Source organism: Bifidobacterium sp. UBA6881, from assembly GCA_002451435.1.
GTDB lineage: Bacteria > Actinomycetota > Actinomycetes > Actinomycetales > Bifidobacteriaceae > Bifidobacterium.
In genome coordinates this window covers 60,839-79,054 of sequence record DKCF01000082.1, presented here as the reverse complement: position 1 = coordinate 79,054, position 18,216 = coordinate 60,839, and the positions used below count along the sequence as shown (strand labels likewise).

At 60.5% G+C, this 18,216-nt stretch carries 13 protein-coding genes; 5 read left to right on the top strand and 8 right to left on the bottom strand.

The window, feature by feature from the left end; translation table 11 throughout:
* On the top strand, positions 1 to 334 hold a 334-nt coding region (locus B3C64_RS06630), incomplete at its 5' end, for a hypothetical protein (RefSeq protein ID WP_291534593.1).
* A 96-nt stretch (positions 335 to 430) separates the two neighbouring features.
* Here B3C64_RS06630 and B3C64_RS06625 read toward each other — a convergent pair.
* The 8 genes from B3C64_RS06625 to B3C64_RS06590 form a co-directional block, all read right to left on the bottom strand.
* Positions 431 to 2,197 (bottom strand): DNA polymerase III subunit epsilon, encoded by a 1,767-nt coding sequence (locus B3C64_RS06625; RefSeq protein WP_414632173.1) that lies wholly within the window; start codon positions 2,195 to 2,197, stop codon positions 431 to 433.
* A 532-nt stretch (positions 2,198 to 2,729) separates the two neighbouring features.
* Positions 2,730 to 3,386: a peptide deformylase gene (locus B3C64_RS06620; protein ID WP_291534589.1), complete on the bottom strand. Its 657-nt coding sequence runs from the start codon at positions 3,384 to 3,386 to the stop codon at positions 2,730 to 2,732.
* 9 nt (positions 3,387 to 3,395) lie between these two features.
* Positions 3,396 to 4,778 carry a phosphoglucosamine mutase gene (glmM, locus tag B3C64_RS06615; RefSeq protein ID WP_291534588.1) on the bottom strand — a complete coding sequence of 461 codons (1,383 nt, stop codon included), beginning with the start codon at positions 4,776 to 4,778 and terminating at the stop codon, positions 3,396 to 3,398.
* Between the two features lie 485 nt (positions 4,779 to 5,263).
* A complete protein-coding gene (pepN, locus tag B3C64_RS06610; RefSeq protein ID WP_291534587.1) occupies positions 5,264 to 7,873 on the bottom strand; it encodes an aminopeptidase N in 2,610 nt (869 codons plus the stop codon).
* 135 nt (positions 7,874 to 8,008) lie between these two features.
* On the bottom strand, positions 8,009 to 9,961 hold the full coding sequence (locus B3C64_RS06605) for a ribonuclease J (RefSeq protein ID WP_291534586.1): 1,953 nt from the start codon (positions 9,959 to 9,961) through the stop codon (positions 8,009 to 8,011).
* A gap of 235 nt (positions 9,962 to 10,196) precedes the next feature.
* Complete coding sequence (gene dapA / locus B3C64_RS06600; RefSeq protein WP_291534585.1) at positions 10,197 to 11,102, bottom strand: 4-hydroxy-tetrahydrodipicolinate synthase; 906 nt, start codon at positions 11,100 to 11,102, stop codon at positions 10,197 to 10,199.
* A 56-nt stretch (positions 11,103 to 11,158) separates the two neighbouring features.
* Positions 11,159 to 12,415 (bottom strand): MFS transporter, encoded by a 1,257-nt coding sequence (locus B3C64_RS06595; protein ID WP_291534584.1) that lies wholly within the window; start codon positions 12,413 to 12,415, stop codon positions 11,159 to 11,161.
* Positions 12,415 to 13,326, bottom strand: coding sequence for a MurR/RpiR family transcriptional regulator (locus B3C64_RS06590; protein WP_291534583.1), 912 nt, complete (start codon positions 13,324 to 13,326; stop codon positions 12,415 to 12,417). The genes B3C64_RS06595 and B3C64_RS06590 overlap by 1 nt, the downstream gene beginning before the upstream one ends.
* 207 nt (positions 13,327 to 13,533) lie before the next feature.
* Here B3C64_RS06590 and B3C64_RS06585 point away from each other — a divergent pair, with 207 nt between their 5' ends.
* From B3C64_RS06585 to B3C64_RS06570, 4 genes are all read left to right on the top strand, one after another.
* Positions 13,534 to 14,775 (top strand): pyridoxal-phosphate-dependent aminotransferase family protein, encoded by a 1,242-nt coding sequence (locus tag B3C64_RS06585; protein ID WP_291534582.1) that lies wholly within the window; start codon positions 13,534 to 13,536, stop codon positions 14,773 to 14,775.
* A 61-nt stretch (positions 14,776 to 14,836) separates the two neighbouring features.
* On the top strand, positions 14,837 to 16,123 hold the full coding sequence (locus B3C64_RS06580) for an allantoate amidohydrolase (RefSeq protein ID WP_291534580.1): 1,287 nt from the start codon (positions 14,837 to 14,839) through the stop codon (positions 16,121 to 16,123).
* 1 nt (position 16,124) lies between these two features.
* A complete protein-coding gene (allB, locus tag B3C64_RS06575; protein WP_291534579.1) occupies positions 16,125 to 17,450 on the top strand; it encodes an allantoinase AllB in 1,326 nt (441 codons plus the stop codon).
* Positions 17,451 to 17,490: 40 nt separating this feature from the next.
* Positions 17,491 to 18,216: AtzH-like domain-containing protein (locus tag B3C64_RS06570; RefSeq protein ID WP_291534577.1), on the top strand; the 726-nt coding region annotated here is incomplete at its 3' end.

The window sequence follows — 18,216 nt, the reverse complement described above, 5'->3', positions numbered from 1 at the left end:
CCGCCGTGCTGAGCAGCAAGATGAAAATATACATGCCTGCGATCAAGAACGCAAATCGCAAGGCACAGAAAAGCGTGAAACCGCTGAAATCAAGCGGTTCCATCGGCGTGTCGAAAATAACCTACCAATGTCTTCGGCATCGTTCGATACCTTAAGAGTAGCCATCGCAGGCAAAATTCAGGTAACGAAACACACAACGGCATCCAACGCCAAATCATCAATCGCACGAATCAACGACAACGAATCCGATCGACAGCCACCGGCATCGACTGCGATACTTGCGTATATCCAGCATGGAACCCGCACAAGGACTTCAACCGGATCATCCCCATAACGCTTGCCGCATATCGGTATATGAAACGCAATCGCTCGCTACCGGCATCTGCCGCAGTGCTTGCGCACATATTCATGCCTAGGACAGAATCGCCCGTTACCAGCGGCGACCGCAATGCTTGCCGCCTACGCCCGACTTGCCGTCGGCGCCCCACGGTCCCCTGCCTTCGGCGCGCAGGGTGCGCAGATGGTGCTTCATCGCCACCAGCATGATATGGGTGTCTTCCAATCCCAAATGGCGTTCGGCCATGGAAGCGTCCAATGCGCCCTGCCGCTTGGCATAGGCGTCCAACGTGTTGTTGCCATATGGATGCTCATCATCGGGAATCGAACCCTCATCCCAGCGGCGGCTCATCGGCAGCGTATCGATGATGGTGATGTTGCCGGCCCGGTAGCTCTCCGCATACCCGGCCACATTCAACATGAAGAAACCATGCTCGAACCGGGCGTTATGCGCGACATACGGTTGCTGCTGCAAACGCTGCAGCAACCCCATCTGCGCCTCGGGCCATTCGTCGAACATCCGATAAACCGCGCCATCATGCGCAGACATATTGCCATCGGACGCGCCATTCGATTGCGCGCATGGAGAATCTCCCCCAGCCACCGTGGCGGAGAACTCGCGCATGAGGGCGCGAACCTCGGCGACGGAATCGGCACGGCAGGAAGCGCGTTCGCATACGTCGATGCCCGTCAAACCAAGAATCACGTCATTGCCCAACACCGCGTTCTCGGGTGTGACGCCAAAGGCGAGACGCGCCTGCCCGTAGGCATCGCCGGCATCATAGGAATCCTGCTCGTACCGATAGCCGACGGCCGCATCGGCAGGACGCGGCGAAATCATGTTCATGTATTCGAAGCCGGCATCGATGATGTACACGCGGGCGGGGTCGATGCCCGTGGTCTCGATGTCGATGCCCATGACCGTGTCCACATCACGACCCGGAAGATAGACGTCGCGCCAATCCGACCTGCGGTATTCCGCAAGCCGCCTCACAGTCTCCGACCGGGCATGCTGCGGCGCGGCACCGTCATCGAGCAGCGCGGAGCCTCCAGGACTGGTGACGCCGCTGAGATTCGCCCGCGACATGGAATAATCGCTCGCGCGCTTCTGCCGGCGCTCCTCGGCGCGGCGCTCGGCACGACCGTTGACGATTTCCGCGGTGCGGTCCTGGATGTCGTCAAGATTCACGGTACCGAGATGCGCGGCGGGATGGAGCACGGGAACCGTCACACGTTCGCGACGCTCCTCCGCGACCGTCCATAAACCCATATGAACGCCGATGCCACGAAGCAGGGCGATCTCATCGCACAATCTGCGATTCGCGTATGCGAGCGCGCGGGGAAGGCGATACGACGCGATCAAACGGTCGAAATCCGTCATGAACGTGCTGTTGCATTGCGCGATGACCGGTTCGAGACGATCGCGGATCGCCAGGTCCTCTTTCAGCAGATCATGCACCGCCTCCGCCGTCAGAGCCGTCTGTTTCAGAGGCTCTTCCTTGGCACCGGAGCACACAGCGGTTCCGGAACGCGCGGCAACGGCAATGTCCGAACGCGCGCCGGCACCGGCGTGAGCAACGGCATCGGCCCCTGCCGGCCGTTCATCCGTCCGGACGTTCTCCGCGGCATCCGCGGCGCCATGCGCGGCCCGCAGCAACACCGTCCGCAATACTGCGATCGCATCGACATGCCCGCGGGCCGCGGCACCTATGCCATGTTCGAGGTCGAGCGATGCCACCCAGCGCCAATCGATCGGCCGCGAATCGGCATCCTTCGGCATCGAAACCGACCACTGATCGATGTCTTGTTTGGCTTCCGTGAGCCAGGAACGGTCCATCGTTGCTTCGTTCATACCTCGCATGTTAGTCGGAGGGTCTGGAATTGGCCGTTTTGCCGGATACCGCCGCAGTCGGCCGCATCCGGTCTTCTCGCACAGCCGAAAAGGGACGTTTTCGCAGCATTGTTTGCTTATGTTGTATGCCGTCGATATTCGTCTACTGAATAGGAAAGCATGTACACACCGATTATCGTGCAGAAAACAATCATGTTCGGCAAAGCCGCGGAAGACCATGCAGGCCGGGAACATCCGCGATGCCGTCGAAGCGCCACATCACGAACGCGTTCGTTCCGCAAGTATGGGGATTGCGAATGCTCCATCGAGGACGGACGATGCGGCGTTTCGTGCCGCAGCCGTTGCGGATACGCGCATACGTGCGCCTGCCGTGGAGAACATGACATTCGCTGATTTGACGGTGGCGACACCGCCATCAACGCATGGTGCCGCACGCGAAAGCATCCCGCGTGGCAACACGTTCAAACGACATCGCGGGCGCGCGTGCATTTGGCCGCCCAATGCACGCGCGCCCGCGAATTGCGAATCGGCCGCAAAACGGTCACAGATCGAAGCCAAGCTCCTTGGCGGCCTCGGTGGGAACCGGATCCTCACACCAGAAATCCTCAAGGTTCTCATTGGTGGTGAGACTGCGGATCTCCGCCTTGTCGATATACAGTTCACCGCTCAGGTGGTCGGTCTCATGCTGGAAGATGCGTGCCGGCCAGCCGTGCAGATGCTCCTCATGCCGTTTGCCGTCCTCGTCCTGCCAGCGGGCGGTGATGTCGAGCCAGCGTTTGCGCACCGCCTGATAGCCGTCGAAGCTCAGGCAGCCTTCGTAGAAGCTGCGCGTTTCAGTGCCGATCGGCTCGTAGCTGGGGTTGATGATGACATGGAACGGGAACTCGGCGGCCTCACGCGGATCGTCCGCGTCATCGGGGCCGGCATGGTCCTCGACCACGGCGAGCGCCAGTCCCAGACCGATCTGGGTGGCCGCGAGACCCACGCCCGGCGCCTCCAGCATGGTGACATGCATGGTGTCGATGAGTTTGTCGAGTGTTTTGCGGCTCAATTGGCCCTCGTATGCGGCGGTCTGCTGGCGCAGCACGGGTTCGCCGGCCTGCACGATCGGCAGCAGCTGCTCCTTGCCGCCGGACTTGATGAGCTTCTCGACCTCGCGGTTGAGCGCAATGTTGACTTTTGCGTTGTGTCCGAACACGGATTCCTCCTACAGGGCGAGCTCTTCGGCGACGATCTTGGCCAGACGGTCGCAGACCTCGTCGGCCTGCTGCTGCGTCTCGGCCTCGGCCATGACGCGCACAAGCGGCTCGGTGCCGGACGGACGCAGCAGCACACGGCCGGTGTCGCCGAGCAGCTTCTCCTCACGCTCGACCGCGGCCTGAATCTTGGCATTGGTCTTGGAGGCCATCTTGTCGACGTTCGGCACGTTGATCAGCGTCTGCGGCAGCTGCGGGAAGTCGGCTGCGAGCTCCTTGAGACTCTTGCCGGAGTTCACCACTTCGTTGCACAACGTCAATGCGGTGAGAGTGCCGTCGCCGGTGGTGGCGAATTCGCGGTTGATCACGTGGCCGGACTGCTCGCCGCCCAGCGAATAGTCGCCGCGCAGCATCTCCTCCAGCACGTAACGGTCGCCGACGTTGGTCTGCACGGTCTTGATGCCCATGGAGCGCAGCGCCAGCTTCAGTCCGAGATTGCTCATCACAGTGACCACAAGGGTGTCGTGGTTGAGCTTGCCCGCGTTCTTCTTGGCGCGTGCGAGGATGCCCATGATCTGATCACCGTTGACCATGTTGCCTTCGCTGTCGACGGCCAGGCAACGGTCGGCGTCGCCGTCGAACGCCACGCCCAGGTCGGCGTCGGAGGCCTTGACCATGGCCTGCAGCTGCTCGGGGTGCGTGGAACCGGCGTTCTTGTTGATGTTGTAGCCGTCCGGGGACGCGTTGATGACGTTCACGTCGGCACCGGCGCGGCGCAATGCCTCAGGAGCGACCACGGAAGTCGCGCCGTTCGCGCAGTCGGCGACGACCTTCAGGCCCTTCAGCGGGGTCGGCTGGGATTTGTCCGGGCCAACGGGGGCGATGGTGGACACCAGATGGTCGATGTACAGGTTCGTGGCTGTGGCAGTGTCGTGGCTGATGCGGCCCACGCCGGCGCCGGTCGGGCGTTCCCAGTCCTGGCCAAGCACGGCCTCGATGTCGTCTTCCTTGGCATCGGGCAGCTTGAAGCCGCCGCGGGCGAAGAACTTGATGCCGTTGTCGGGCATCGGATTGTGGGATGCGGAGATCACGGCCCCCATCTCGACATTCAGCACGGAGGTCAGGTAGGCGACGCCCGGCGTCGGGATGATGCCCGCGTCGATCACATCGAAGCCGCCGGCGGACATGCCAGCAGACAGGGCCGCGGCAAGAAAATCACCGGAGACTCGGGTATCACGGCCGACGAGCGCGCGGCGACGTCCCTCGAATTCGCCTTCGGCGTCGTCCCCGCCCAGTACGCGCACCGCGGCGTCGCCCAAATCGAGCGCCAACTGTGCGGTCAGATCCTTGTTCGCCAATCCTCGAACGCCGTCGGTTCCGAACATACGTGGCATGAGTCTCAAATCCTCGCTATCTCAAAACGATAATTCCTCGCACTATCGTACTCAACAGTGCCGCCGAAACGGCATAGCCACGGCGCAATCGCCGAATGATTCACATTTTGCGCCGGCGTCCCGGCTTTTCGTCTGCGGATCCGCAAGACGCGCGGGGCTCGTCTTCCTGCGATACGCTCCATCGTTTTCGCATGATCCACATTTCTCGCAAAGAAACAAGACCGTGCGAACGCAAATACCCCCGAAGCCAGTGTTTTCCAGGAGATGAATACTGAAAACACCGGTTTCGGGGGCATTATCCGCAATCCGGTTTCGCACGATGCTCATATTTCTGACGAAATGAGCATTATGCGAAACCGCAGATGCCTTCAACGTGGTTCCGAGCCCGCGCGGACGAACCTTCCCTTGGAACAGGCGATGGCGCTCCGGAATCACCTACTGTGCAAACCGCAGGCGATGCCAAATCACATCGACGCCGAGATGCATCACAATGACGCGTTGAAATCGCGCACCTTGAGCGTGCGGTGCGAAGCCTCCACATTACCGCGGATAATGCGCTGCAACGCGTTGTCCGCATCGGCGTGGGATACCAACCAAGCATCGCCCAGCTCGACCAACTTGGACGGGTCGGCATAGCCCGGGTACAGTCCTTCGAGCAGCGCCTCGGCCATGTGGAAGGTCTTGTTCTCCCAGATCCAGTCGGCGACCTCGAAATACTTCTCCGCGTAAGGCTCGGCCAGATCGGCGCGGGGGGTGGCCGCGAAGCCACGGGCCACCGCTTCAAGCTGCATGTTGGTCAGACCGTCGTTGTGCAGGGCCTCGTTCCATGCCCAGGCCTTGGCTTCGGCGTTGCCCGCCACTGCGCGCGCGCCGAATGCGAACTCACGGTTTTCGGTGGTTTCGCGCTTGGCGAGTTCGGCGTCGATGTCGGCCTGGGAAACCGCATTGATGGTGCTCAGCGCGTTGATGACCGTCCAGCGGAAGTTGTTGTCGATCTCAAGGCCGTCCAACACGACGGAGCCGTCGAGCAGCCCCTTGGCGTTGGCCTCGAATTCGGCATCGCCCGGTTCGCCGTAGCCCAGGTAGGCGGTGATGAGCTGGAACTGCTCGTCGGAACCGGCCTTGGCGGCTTTGGCGAGCTGGAACAGTTCGGCCGCCACGTGCCTCACCACTTCGGCACGCTCGGCCGGAGCGGTGTAGTGCCATGCGGTGGTGCTGACCTGGGCCAGCGCGTAACGGAACGTCGTGGATTCGCGTTCGGTGGCGAGCGCGGCCAGCGAGGTGTCGATGAACCGGCGGGCCGGCAGTTCGCCGTCGCGGGTCATGTCCCAGAGCGCCAGCCAGATCACGGAGCGCGCGAGCGCGTCGTCGAAACGGTACAGGTTCTCGGTGGCGAACTTCAGGCTCTTGTCGTCGAAGCGCAGCTTCGTATAGGTCAGGTCGTCGTCGTTCACCAGGATCAGGGACGGGCGGGCCTTGCCAGCGGCCGCCTCGACGACGGTGCGTTCGCCGTCGACGTCGAGCGAGAACTGGTCGGTGCGCACGATCTTGCCGGTGGCGGGGTCTTCGTTGTAGAAGCCTACGTTCAGACGGTGGGCGCGCAGCACCGGATGCTCCGCGGACGCGGTCTGGCGCAGCACAAGCTGCCTGATGGTGCCGTCCTCGTTCTCCTGCACTTCGGTGGCGATGGTGTTGATGCCGGACTGTTCGAGCCACTGGGCGCTCCACGCCTTCAGGTCGCGGCCGGAGGTGAGCTCCAGCTCGGCGAGCAGGTCGGCGAGCGTGGCGTTGGAATAGGCGTGCTTGTTCAGGTAGCTGTTGATGCCCTTGAAGAACTTCTCGCGGCCGACGTAGAACACGAGCTGCTTGAGCACGGAGGCGCCCTTCGCGTAGGTGATGCCGTCGAAGTTGACGTAGGTGTCGTTCAGGTCGTTGATCGGGGCGACGATCGGATGCGTGGTGCTCAGCTGGTCCTGGCGCAGCGCCCAGCTCTTCTCGCCGGAGCTGAAGGTGGCCCATGCGTCCTTCCATTCGGTGGCTTCGGCGGTGGCGAGCGTCGACATGAACTCGGCGAAGGATTCGTTGAGCCACAGGTCGTTCCACCACTTCATGGTGACGTAGTCGCCGAACCACATGTGGGCGAGCTCGTGCAGCACGGTGACCACGCGGCGTTCCGCGTAGGCGTCGGTGACCTTCGATTCGAACACGTACTGGTCGCGGATGGTGACCATGCCGATGTTCTCCATGGCGCCGGCGTTGTATTCCGGCACGTAGATCTGGTCGTACTTGGCGTACGGGTAGGGCACGCCCCAGGTCTTGGCGTAGAAGGCGAAGCCCTTCTTGGTGATGTCGAACAGATAGTCCACGTCCTTGGCGAACGCCTTGGCAAGCGCTTGGCGGCAGTACATGGCCATCGGCACGGTGCGGCCGTCCTCGTTGGCGTATTCGGTGTGCCATTCGGCGTATGGGCCGGCGCAGATGGCAGTGAGGTAGGAGCTCATCTTCGGTGTGGATTCGAATTTCCACAGCTTGGTCGTTTCGGCCTCGTGGTCGCCGAGCGTTCCGGCTTCGGTGACGGTTTCGGTGTCGTCGACGGATGCGACCGGCATGTTGGAGGTGACGATCCAGGACTTCGCGGCCAGCACGGAGAAGTCGAACACCGCCTTCAGGTCGGGCTGGTCGAACACCGCGTAGACGCGGCGTGCGTCCGGCACCTCGAACTGGGAATACAGGTAGATGTTGCCGTCGGACGGGTCGACGCTGCGGTGCAGGCCTTCGCCGGTGTTGGAGTACTGGCACAGCGCCTTGACGGTGACCTCGTTGTGTTCCTTGAGGTTCTTCAGTTCGATGCGGCTGTCTACGAACGCCTCGGCCGGATCCAGGGTTTCGCCGTTCAGCGTGATTTCGCTGACTTCGTCGGCGATCAGATCGAGGAAGCTGTTCGCGCCCGGTTTCGCGTCGAAGGTGATGGTGGTGTCGGATCCGAAGTTCTTGGCGCCGCGGGTCAGGTCGAGTTCGACCGTGTAATGGATGGGCCCGTCGATGACGCTTTTGCGTTCCTCTGCTTCGATGCGGGTGAGGTTTGCTCCTGGCATGTCACTCCTTTCAATAGCAGGCGGCGCAACCGGTTGTGCCGGTTGCGCCGCCTGCATTCGTTGTTTGCTCGGCATTGCCTGGCAGTGCCGACATTCAGGCTGATTGCAGTCTACAGCAATCGTGGCCCCTGTATATTACTTCGCCGCGTTCAGACCCATCGTTTCGTCGATGTCCTGCGCGATGTCGGCGACGACCGGAACGATCATCGGCTTGCGGTGCAGCTGACGCGCCACCCAGCTTCCCAGCGTGCGGCGCATGATCTGCTGCAGCTTGTAGGTGTCGTGCGTGCCCTGCATCATCGCGTCCTGCAGTTGCTCGACGATCTGATGGCGCACCTTGTCGAATTCGCTTTCGTCCTCGGCTACGGCGTTGAGGTAGATCTTCGGGCCGGAGACGACGTCTGCGGTTTCGGTGTCGACCACGACGAAGCTGGAGACGAAGCCTTCGGTGCCGAGGATGCGGCGCTTCTCGAGCTCGTCCTCCGTCAGCTCGCCGACGGAATCGCCGTCGACGTACACGTATCCGCACGGCACGGAGCCGACGACCGCGGCCTGGCCATGGTACAGGTCGACGACATCGCCGTCTTCCGCAAGCACGACGTTCTGCGGGTCCACGCCGGTCTTGACCGCGATCATGCCGTTGGCGACCAGGTGGCGGTTCTCGCCGTGGATCGGCATGGCGCACTTCGGCTTGACGATGTTGTACATGTACAGCAGCTCGCCTTCGTTGCAGTGGCCGGAGACGTGCACCGCGGCGTTGTCGCGGTTGACCACGCGGGCGCCGAGCTGCACGAGCTTGTTGATGACCTTGTAGACGCCGTGCTCGTTGCCCGGAATCAGGGAGCTGGCCAGAATGACCGTGTCGAACTCGTTGATGGTGATGTCGCGGTGGTTGCCGTCGGCGATGCGGCCGAGGGCCGCCATCGGCTCGCCCTGGGAACCGGTGCACATGTAGACGAGCTTGTCGTCCTGCACGTCATGGGCCTGCTTGAGGTCGATGACGGTGTTCTCCGGCAGGCGCAGGTAGCCGAGGTCGGCCGCGATGGACATGTTGCGCACCATGGAGCGTCCGACGAACACGACTTTGCGGCCGTATTTGTGGGCGGTGTCCACGACCTGCTGCACGCGGTGCACGTGGCTGGAGAAGCTGGCGACGATGATCTTGCGGGTGGCCTGCGCGAACGCCTGGTCGAGCGCCGGGCCGATGGAGGTCTCCGGCTTGACGAATCCCGGCACCTCGGCGTTGGTGGAATCCATCATCAGCAGGTCCACGCCCTTTTCGCCGAGCTTGCCGAATTCCACCAGATCGGTGATGCGGTGGTCGAGCGGCAGCTGGTCGAGCTTGATGTCGCCGGTGTCGATCAGGGAACCGGCCGGGGTCTGCACGAATACCGCAAGCGCGTCCGGGATGGAGTGGGTCACGTTCACGAATTCGAGGTTGAACGGGCCGACCTTGAGCTTTTCGCGTCCCTTGACCTCGACCATCGTCGGGTTGATGCGGTGTTCCTTGCACTTCGCCTCGACGAAGGCGAGCGTCAGCTTGGAGCCGATCAGCGGGATGTCCGGACGGAGCTTGAGCAGATACGGCACGGCGCCGATGTGGTCCTCGTGGCCGTGGGTGAGCACCAGCGCCTCGACCTTGTCGAGACGGTCCTTGATGTAGTGGAAGTCGGGCAGGATCAGGTCGACGCCCGGCTGTTCCTCTTCCGGGAACAGCACGCCGCAGTCGATGAGCAGGATGTGGCCGTTGTATTCGATCACATTCATGTTGCGGCCGATTTCGCCCAGGCCGCCCAGCGGCACGATGCGCATGGAGCCCTTGCGGTACTTCGGCGGTGCGATCAGCACGTCGTCCTGCTGGGGAGCGGTGGTCTGCGGAGCCAGATGCTGGCGGCGGCCGGTGCCACGGCTGGAATTGCCGTTGCGGGAGACGCGGGAGCGACCCGTTCCCTTCCTTCTGGAAGTGGTCTTCTCGGCGTTTTCGGACCTCGTCGATTTGCCGGACCTGGTGGATTTAGCGGATTCGGAACGCTTTGCAGCCTTGCTGCCGCGCCTATGTGTTGTTTTCTTGGTTTCTTCTGTAGCCATTCTTAGTTGGATTTCCATTTGCTAATTGCCCCCGCCTTTGCGGGAACGAGGAATTCGAGGGGCCTGCGCGACGGCGTTTCCGTAGCGTTCCGCCGTATCGTCACGATCATTTCCGATGACCGCGCAGACCATGGTCGCGATGGTTTCGTCTTCTGTTATGTATTCCGTTATAGCAGAAGCGCTACCGCGACAAAGCGCCGCGCGGATGGCCATGCCATCCGCGCGGCGGCAAGCATCATAGAAGGCCTGCGGCCTTCATGCCCTGTTCGGCGCGTTCGTATTCGGCTTCGCCCGGACCGACGTTCGGCAAGCGCATGGTGGTGTCGTCGAGCACGCCACGGACCTTCAGCGCGGCCTTCGCCATGACCGCTTGGAAGCCGGTGCCGTTCAACGCCTCGACCAGCGGGGCGAGCTGGACGGCGATGCGCTGGGCCTCGTGGATGTCGCCACGGTCGAAGGCATCGGCCAGAGTCTTCATCGGGCCGGCCGCCGCGTGCGCGATCACGGAGATGATGCCGACCGCGCCGACGGAAAGGAAGGGCAGGAACAGGCCATCATCGCCCGAGTACCAGGTCAGACCGGTCTCCATGCGCTTGCGGACGGCGCCGGCGATGTCGCCGGTGGCGTCCTTCACGGCCTTGACGTGGTCGAGTTCCGCGAGGCGACGGTAGGTTTCCAGCTGGATGTGCAGACCGGTGCGTCCCGGCACGTCGTACACGATGATCGGTTTGTCGGCGGAGTCGTTGACCGCCTTGTAGTGGCGGAAAACGCCTTCCTGCGATGGACGGGAATAGTACGGGGCGACCACGAGCACCGCGTCGGCGCCCGCCTCCTGGGTCTGCTCCACCATGCGCACGGTGTGGGCGGTGTCGTTGGAGCCGGCGCCGGAGATGACCGGGACGCCCACCACTTCCTTGACCGCCTGGACCAGCTCGACCTTCTCCTCCATGTGGGTGGTCGGGGATTCTCCGGTGGTGCCGTTGACCACCAAGCCATCGGCGCCATCGGCCACAAGCTGCTTCGCAAGCTTTTGCGCGGCTTCGAAATCAACGGAGCCGTCGGCCTTCATAGGCGTGACCATGGCCGGAAGAATACGTCCGAAAGGAGCAGGATCAAGAAGATGCATTGTACCGTCTGTCATACGGTCAACGGTACTTCCCTCTACGGACGCATGCGACCGCCCATGGACACGGAACATCACATTCCATCCGGCCTGCCGGCAAGAACCGCAACCACGCATTGCAGGAATGCCGTGGCGGTGAATACGACAAGAGACATCCGGTAACCGCCAGTGAGCTGCGCCAGCATCCCGAACATCAGGGGACCGAGCGAGGCAATCAGATAACCAAGCGATTGCACAATCCCCGAAAGCGCCACAGTTTCGGCGCCGTCATGGCCGCGCAGGGCGATCAGCGCAAGCGCCACCACCAGAGAAGCCCCTTGCGCGCAGCCGCCGATCAACGCCCACACGGGCATGACACGAGGTAGCAGAAGCATGCCTAGACCTGAGATGAGCATGGGGACGCTGGATGCGACCGCGGCATAGACCTGACTGCCTCGCACGTCCATCAGCCTCGGAACAAGCAGACCGGAAAGGATGCCGACACCTTGGAAGATGAACAGATGCGCGCCTGCGGTGGATGCGTCGAATCCGATGGACGAGGAGACGCTTGGCATCCAATTCGACATCGTGTAAAAAGCGGATGACTGCAATCCCATGAACAAGGTGACATACCAAGTCATCGGCCGACGCAGAACATGCGCGAACACGGCGCGCGTCGAATCCGTGGATGCCGCGGCAGGCAATGGGACGCGACCATAATTTTCGCGGCCGGCATCATCGACTGCGGACTTTCGGCAGTGCAATATGCGCAATGACCATAATAAGGCGACGAGCAATGGCGGTACGCTCCACACAGCCAATGACGGTCGCCAATCATTCCAGATGCCGGCAATCGGCTCCGACAACAGACCCGCGGTGGCGCTTCCCGCGGTAATGCAACCGGAATAGATACCCGTCGCCATAGGCACATGGTCCGCATAATCACGTTTGGCGACCACCGGTACGAGAACGTTGCCGACAGCAATGGCGGATGCGAAAATCACCGTGCCAAGCCAAATGCCCGCGCTACCGCCGAATGAGCGGATGAAATCGCCAATGGCGATGCACAGTAAGGCGACAAGCACCGATGCATCGACTCCGATGCGACGCGCAAGGAACATGACCAAAGGACTCACCACGGCAAAAGCAAGCAACGGAATCGCCGTCAGCACGCCTTGCAGACCTTCGGCCCAGTGAAGATCCGCCCCTATACGAGCAAGCACTGGACCGACCGCAGCGATGGCGGGGCGCAAATTCAGCGAGACCAAAAAAATCAGGGAGGCCCATGGACCCGCGGCAAAGAGTTTACGTGCCCGGGAACCAGATATTCCCATAAATCCGATATGCGGCATTAGCAATCCTCAAGTTCGCCCAACCGTCCGAATACGTCATTGATACGCCGTATTCGTGTCGACGCATTCCGCGCCTGGTCGCTCACCACATCGACCAGCAACGCGGCCAAGGCGAATGCCGAAGTGAAACTCGACAATACATGTGAGCTCAACGCAACTTCGAATAGCGTTATGTCACGTCCGACGAGCGCGGCTCTGGCGGATAAATCGCCAATCACCGCCACGCGCACATGCTGCGCCAGCAACGCATCGATCACTGCCGCGAAGAAAGCCGGCCTTCTGCGGACGCCAACGACGATGGCCACGTCGCCCTCACCGAGTCCCGCGATTTCCTCTGCCACACTCTGGCCAGAATGCGGCAGAACATCAACATCCGCACGCAGCTGCAACAATTGCTCACGCAAGTGCAAGGCGACCGCATAGCAATTACGCCACCCGATCACGGCCACACGCCGCGCCTTCATCAACGCCTTACCCGTTTCTACGAGCGCCTGCTGGTCGACCCCCTCGAAGGTTCGTTCAAGGCTGTCCTCGTCACGCCGAAGATGATCCGTCACGATGTCGTCGCACCGCGATGACGCCGCTATCTCGGGGGCGCCAAGCCGATGCACACGGCGTACATCCCGGCGGAATTCAGCCGCATTCGCATAGCCAAGTTTGCGGTATAGACGGCTCAGCGTGGGTTGCGACACGCCACTCAGCCGAGACAATTCCACGGAATTGCACACCAACACATCCGTCATATGCCCAAGAATGAATTGCGCGGCTTCACGCTCCGTCGACGTCAAAGAAGCGAATGACCTGTGGATACGTTCCACCAGCCCGTCGTCTTTTCGGCTTCCACGCATGGCTTCAGACTTTTTCGCGACAGATTCCCTTGAAATCGAAATTTCAGATGATTCACCGCCCATTATCCCTCATTCGAAATCTTAATTGCGTAAAACAATGACCTTTTCAATATATACCCCGTCTTTCAAGGCATCTTCACTTGTAAACAACCGTTAACATGAATGAAAAATTTCAGTCATTCGCCAATGCTGAAATATTTCTATCAAATCAATCATGGCACATAACCGGAGACCAACGGCTTATGCGCCGCAAAAGACGGGAGCGACATCATGGAACAGAACACTTCTTTCAAACCTGTAAACCCACCCCACCGGCTGCTTATGGCCCCCGGGCCCACCAACGTGGATCCCCGAGTGCTTGCGGCAATGAGCAAGCCGACAGTCGGGCAATTCGATCCATACATGTTCAAGATCATGGGCGAAGTGCAAAGCATGCTGCGCATCATCTTCAAAACCAGCAACACCCAGACCATGGTGGTCGACGGAACCTCACGATCCGCCATTGAAGCCGCGTTCGTATCAGCGATAGCGCCCGGCGACCCGGTGCTCGTGTGCTGCGCGGGACGTTTCGGCATGCTGCTGAAGGAAATCGCTCAACGCTGCGACGCCGACGTGCATGTCATCGACAAACCGTGGGGCGAGGTCTTCGGCCTTCAAGAGATCGAAGACGCCATCGCCACAGTCAGGCCAAAACTCGTAGCGACCGTACAAGGCGACACCTCCACCACCATGTGCCAGCCCCTTGAAGGACTGGGCGATATCTGCCATAAGTACGGCGCGTTGCTTTACACCGACGCCACCGCCTCCATGGTCGGCAACGATCTCAACGTCGACGAATGGGGAATCGACATCGCGACCACCGGTATGCAAAAATGTTTCGGCGGCCCCTCCGGCATGGCCCCCATCACCGTCTCCGACAGGGCAGCGGCCATTATGGAAGAACGGAAAAGCATTGAGGCGGGAGTGGCCGAAGCCGGAGAAATAGCAAAAAACCGCATCCGCAGCAACTACTTCGACATGCCTCAGATTTTCGATTACTGGGGTCCGCGTCACCTCAACCATCATACGGAGGCAACGCATATGCTCTATGCCATGCACGAGGCGGCCCGCATCATCGTCGAAGAGGGCATCGACAACGTCATCGAACGGCATCGCGTGAACGGTGCCGCCATGAGCGCAGCCATCGAAGGTATGGGACTCAAGCTCTACGGAGACCAAAACCACCGCATGAACGACGTGATCGGCGTGATGATTCCGCAAGAAGTGGATGACGCAAAGATCCGCGCACAGCTGCTCGACGATTTTTCCGTGGAGATCGCCTCGTCGTTCGGCCCGTTGAAAGGAACCATCTGGCGCATCGGCGTAATGGGATGCAATGCCCGCAAGGACGCAGTGCTCACCTGCGCCTCCGCACTTGGCAACGTGCTGGAACGCAACGGCGTAAAAGTCGATACCGACAAGGGCGTCGAGGCGGCACTGGCCGTATACGCAGACGCAAACCGGAACGCCTGATCACGCCCAGCCGATGGCGACGCGCGAATAGCGGCACAACAACGAAATACGGAGGGACACGATGAAAGCACAGGAATGGGCCACGCAGGAGGCCGATGAGATCCTCGACCGATGCGATCAACTGGCCAAATTGACCAGTATGGAAAACGGCATCGAACGCGATTATCTATCGCCGCAAATGGCCGAAGCCTACAAACTGACGGCAGGATGGCTTGAAGACGCCGGCATCGCCACGCATATCGATCAGGCCGGCAATCTGGTAGGACGACTCGAAGGACGCGAACCCGGACTGCCGGCACTGGTATTGGGATCGCACCTCGACTCAGTACCAGACGCAGGCAAGTACGATGGCATCCTCGGCGTGGTTGCCTCGGTATCAGTGGCGGCGCATCTGGCACGCAGCGGCAAAAACAAGGAATTGCCGTTTGCCATCGAAGTGCTGGGATTCGGAGATGAGGAAGGCGCGCGATTCGGTGCGACGCTACTCGGCTCGTATGCATTCAGCGGAGGCTGGCGCAATGAATGGCTTGACCGCATTGACCGCAATGGCATAAGCATGCGTCAAGCATTCATTGATTTCGGGCTCGATCCAGAGAAGATCGACGAAGCCGCTCGAAAACGCGAAGATTACATCGGTTATCTGGAATTTCATATCGAGCAGGGGCCGATCCTCGAACAGCGTGACAGAGCGCTTTCTTCCGTCACCTCCATTGCCGCGGCCAGCAGGTACATGGTCACGGTAAACGGGATGTCATGTCACATCGCGACACCGTACGACTTGCGCCATGACGCGCTGACCGCAGCCGCGGAAATCATCAGCGCCATCGATGGCATCAGCCAAAAGGCTGGCACCAGAGCCAATGTCGGCGAAATCTCCGCCGAGCCCGGCGGCGTAAATGTCATTGCGGGAAAGGTGACGTTCAGCCTCGACGTACGCGCTGGAGACGATGCCCTGCGAGATGCCGTGTTCGATCAAATCTGGAAACGCGCAGATGCCATTGCCGCGTCACGCCACGTCACAGTCGCCCATACGCAAATCCATAGCGCCAACGCAGTGCACTGCGACCCATTCCTACGCTCCTGCATCGAAAAAGGCATCGAGCAGGCAGAAGGCAAGGAGGCGTTCGGACTGGTCAGCTATCCAGGGCACGACGGCATGGCCATCGCCAGACTGCTACCAATCGCCATGCTGTATGTGCGCTGCAAGGGTGGCATCAGCCATAGCCCATACGAATCGGTGCGGGCCGATGACGTGGCATACGGCGTACAGGCCTTTGAACAGGCGGTGCTGAACGTCGCGGATCAAAACCCCGACAAATCGTGCACGGAATCGGAAAAGGAAGACTGAGATGAATGCGGAACAACAGGCGGATATCGCCATCCGAGGCAATATTCTTGTCGACGGCGTGCAAATCCATGGAACCGTCGTAGTGGACAATGGACAGATCACCACGGTCGCCAACACCCCGGAATACGAGGTCGAGGCCAAAGAGAACATACATCTGCAAAACGACGAAGTGCTTATCCCCGGCATTGTGGATACACATGTGCACATCAATGAACCGGGACGAACCGAATGGGAAGGTTTCGAATGCGCCACCCAGGCTGCGGCAGCAGGAGGAGTGACCACCGTACTCGACATGCCACTCAACTCGAATCCGCCGACGTTGACTTGCGAAGCCCTGGATCTCAAAAAACAATGCGCCTTGCACAAGGCGCATGTGCAACTTGGCTTCTGGGGCGGTGTAGATGAAACGAATATCGGGCACCTCAAAAAACTATGGGATGCGGGAGTGTTCGGCTTCAAATGCTTCCTCTCCCCCAGCGGCGTAGACGAATACGGCTCATTGTCGTACGACAAACTCGAACAGGCAATGCGAGAGGTGGCGGAGTTCGGAGGATTGCTCATTTGCCATGCAGAAGATCCGCATGAACTTGCGTCGCGCGCCTCGAAAATCGGGTCTACATACCGCAGTTTCGAGGAGTCAAGACCCGCAGAATGCGAAGCCAGAGCAGTGCGCAACGTCATCCGACTGGCAGAACGCACCGGCTGCCGCACACATATTCTTCACGTATCCAGCGGATCGACCGTCGATGTGATTCGTGAGGCGAAAGCCAAGAGGCTGCCAATCACCGCAGAGACCTGCCCACATTACCTAACGTTGGATTGCGATCACATTCCCGATGGGAACACCGCTTTCAAATGCTGCCCGCCGATTCGCGACATACGGGAGCAAGACGCATTGTGGCGCGGTCTGGTAGATGGCACTCTCGATTTCATCGCAACCGATCACTCCCCCGCCGATGCAAAGATGAAGGCAGGCACGCTCGCCACGGCCTGGGGAGGCGTTTCCAGCCTACAGGTCGGATTCCGGGCGGTACTGACCGCAGCCATGCGCCGCGGTCTTGGACTCGCCGACACGGTGCGATGGATGTCCCGCAACTCCGCGCTATTCGCCGGTTTCCACGACCGTGGCGCGATTCGCCCCGGAAACCGAGCCGATCTGGTAATCATCCGTCCAAACGAACGATTCACGGTCCACGCAGAACAATTGAAAAGCCGCAATCCAATCAGCGCATTTGACGGGGCCACGCTCAACGGCGTAGTTGTTCGGACGTTCATAGGTGGACACGAACCCCGTATCGATGAAAGGAATCTCATCAGACGTCCATGAACGCCGAACCAAAGATCCCATCGCCATGAAAGGAACAACCATGAGTCCCAACAACAACCAACCAACATTCGACAATGCACCCGACGTGTTGCCACGGGATCTGCTCGCGTCCATGAACCGGTACGAACAGGCGCTTATGGCCAATGACAAGACGGTACTTTCGGCGTTATTCGCCAACGACCCGGACGACATTCCATCCGTCCGGTCAGACGATAACGGCATACTCGCCGGGCATGCGACCATTTCCGCCTTCCGCAGGCAGCGCGCGTCCGCTCCGATTCGAAAATTGCGTCAGCGCATCGCCCGAATGCTCAGTAAGGATAGCGCCTGCATCATATCGCAATTCGATAAGGCGAGCGGCGGACAGATTTTCCAAACACAGATTTGGCAACGCATCGGCGATGAGTGGAAAATCGTCATGGCACATCTCACCTATCCCAAGACGGCAATCGATAAACGAATCTGGCGTGTAGTGGGAGCCCCACTCGTCGAACCCACAAAACCCGGACCGCTCTCAGGCATGCGCGTAGCCGTTAAGGATTTGTACGCAGTGCAGGGGCAGCGTATCGGAGCCGGCAACCCCGCTTTTCAACGCGCATCGTCCATCTGCGGGCAATCCGCGCCCGCAGTGCGCATGCTTCTCAATGCAGGCGCGGCAGTAACGGGCATAGCGCAGACCGATGAATTCGCATACTCTTTGGCTGGCACAAACGCGCATTATGGAACTCCCCCAAACCCGAAGGCTCCAGGACATGTCAGTGGCGGG

Coding starts and splice junctions, on each gene's coding strand:
- B3C64_RS06625 (WP_414632173.1), bottom strand. CDS start 2,197: ATGCGAGGTATGAACGAAGCAACGATGGACCGTTCCTGGCTCACGGAA.
- dapA (WP_291534585.1), bottom strand. CDS start 11,102: ATGACAGACGGTACAATGCATCTTCTTGATCCTGCTCCTTTCGGACGT.
- B3C64_RS06590 (WP_291534583.1), bottom strand. CDS start 13,326: ATGGGCGGTGAATCATCTGAAATTTCGATTTCAAGGGAATCTGTCGCG.
- glmM (WP_291534588.1), bottom strand. CDS start 4,778: ATGCCACGTATGTTCGGAACCGACGGCGTTCGAGGATTGGCGAACAAG.
- B3C64_RS06585 (WP_291534582.1), top strand. CDS start 13,534: ATGGAACAGAACACTTCTTTCAAACCTGTAAACCCACCCCACCGGCTG.
- B3C64_RS06595 (WP_291534584.1), bottom strand. CDS start 12,415: ATGCCGCATATCGGATTTATGGGAATATCTGGTTCCCGGGCACGTAAA.
- pepN (WP_291534587.1), bottom strand. CDS start 7,873: ATGCCAGGAGCAAACCTCACCCGCATCGAAGCAGAGGAACGCAAAAGC.
- B3C64_RS06605 (WP_291534586.1), bottom strand. CDS start 9,961: ATGGCTACAGAAGAAACCAAGAAAACAACACATAGGCGCGGCAGCAAG.
- allB (WP_291534579.1), top strand. CDS start 16,125: ATGAATGCGGAACAACAGGCGGATATCGCCATCCGAGGCAATATTCTT.
- B3C64_RS06580 (WP_291534580.1), top strand. CDS start 14,837: ATGAAAGCACAGGAATGGGCCACGCAGGAGGCCGATGAGATCCTCGAC.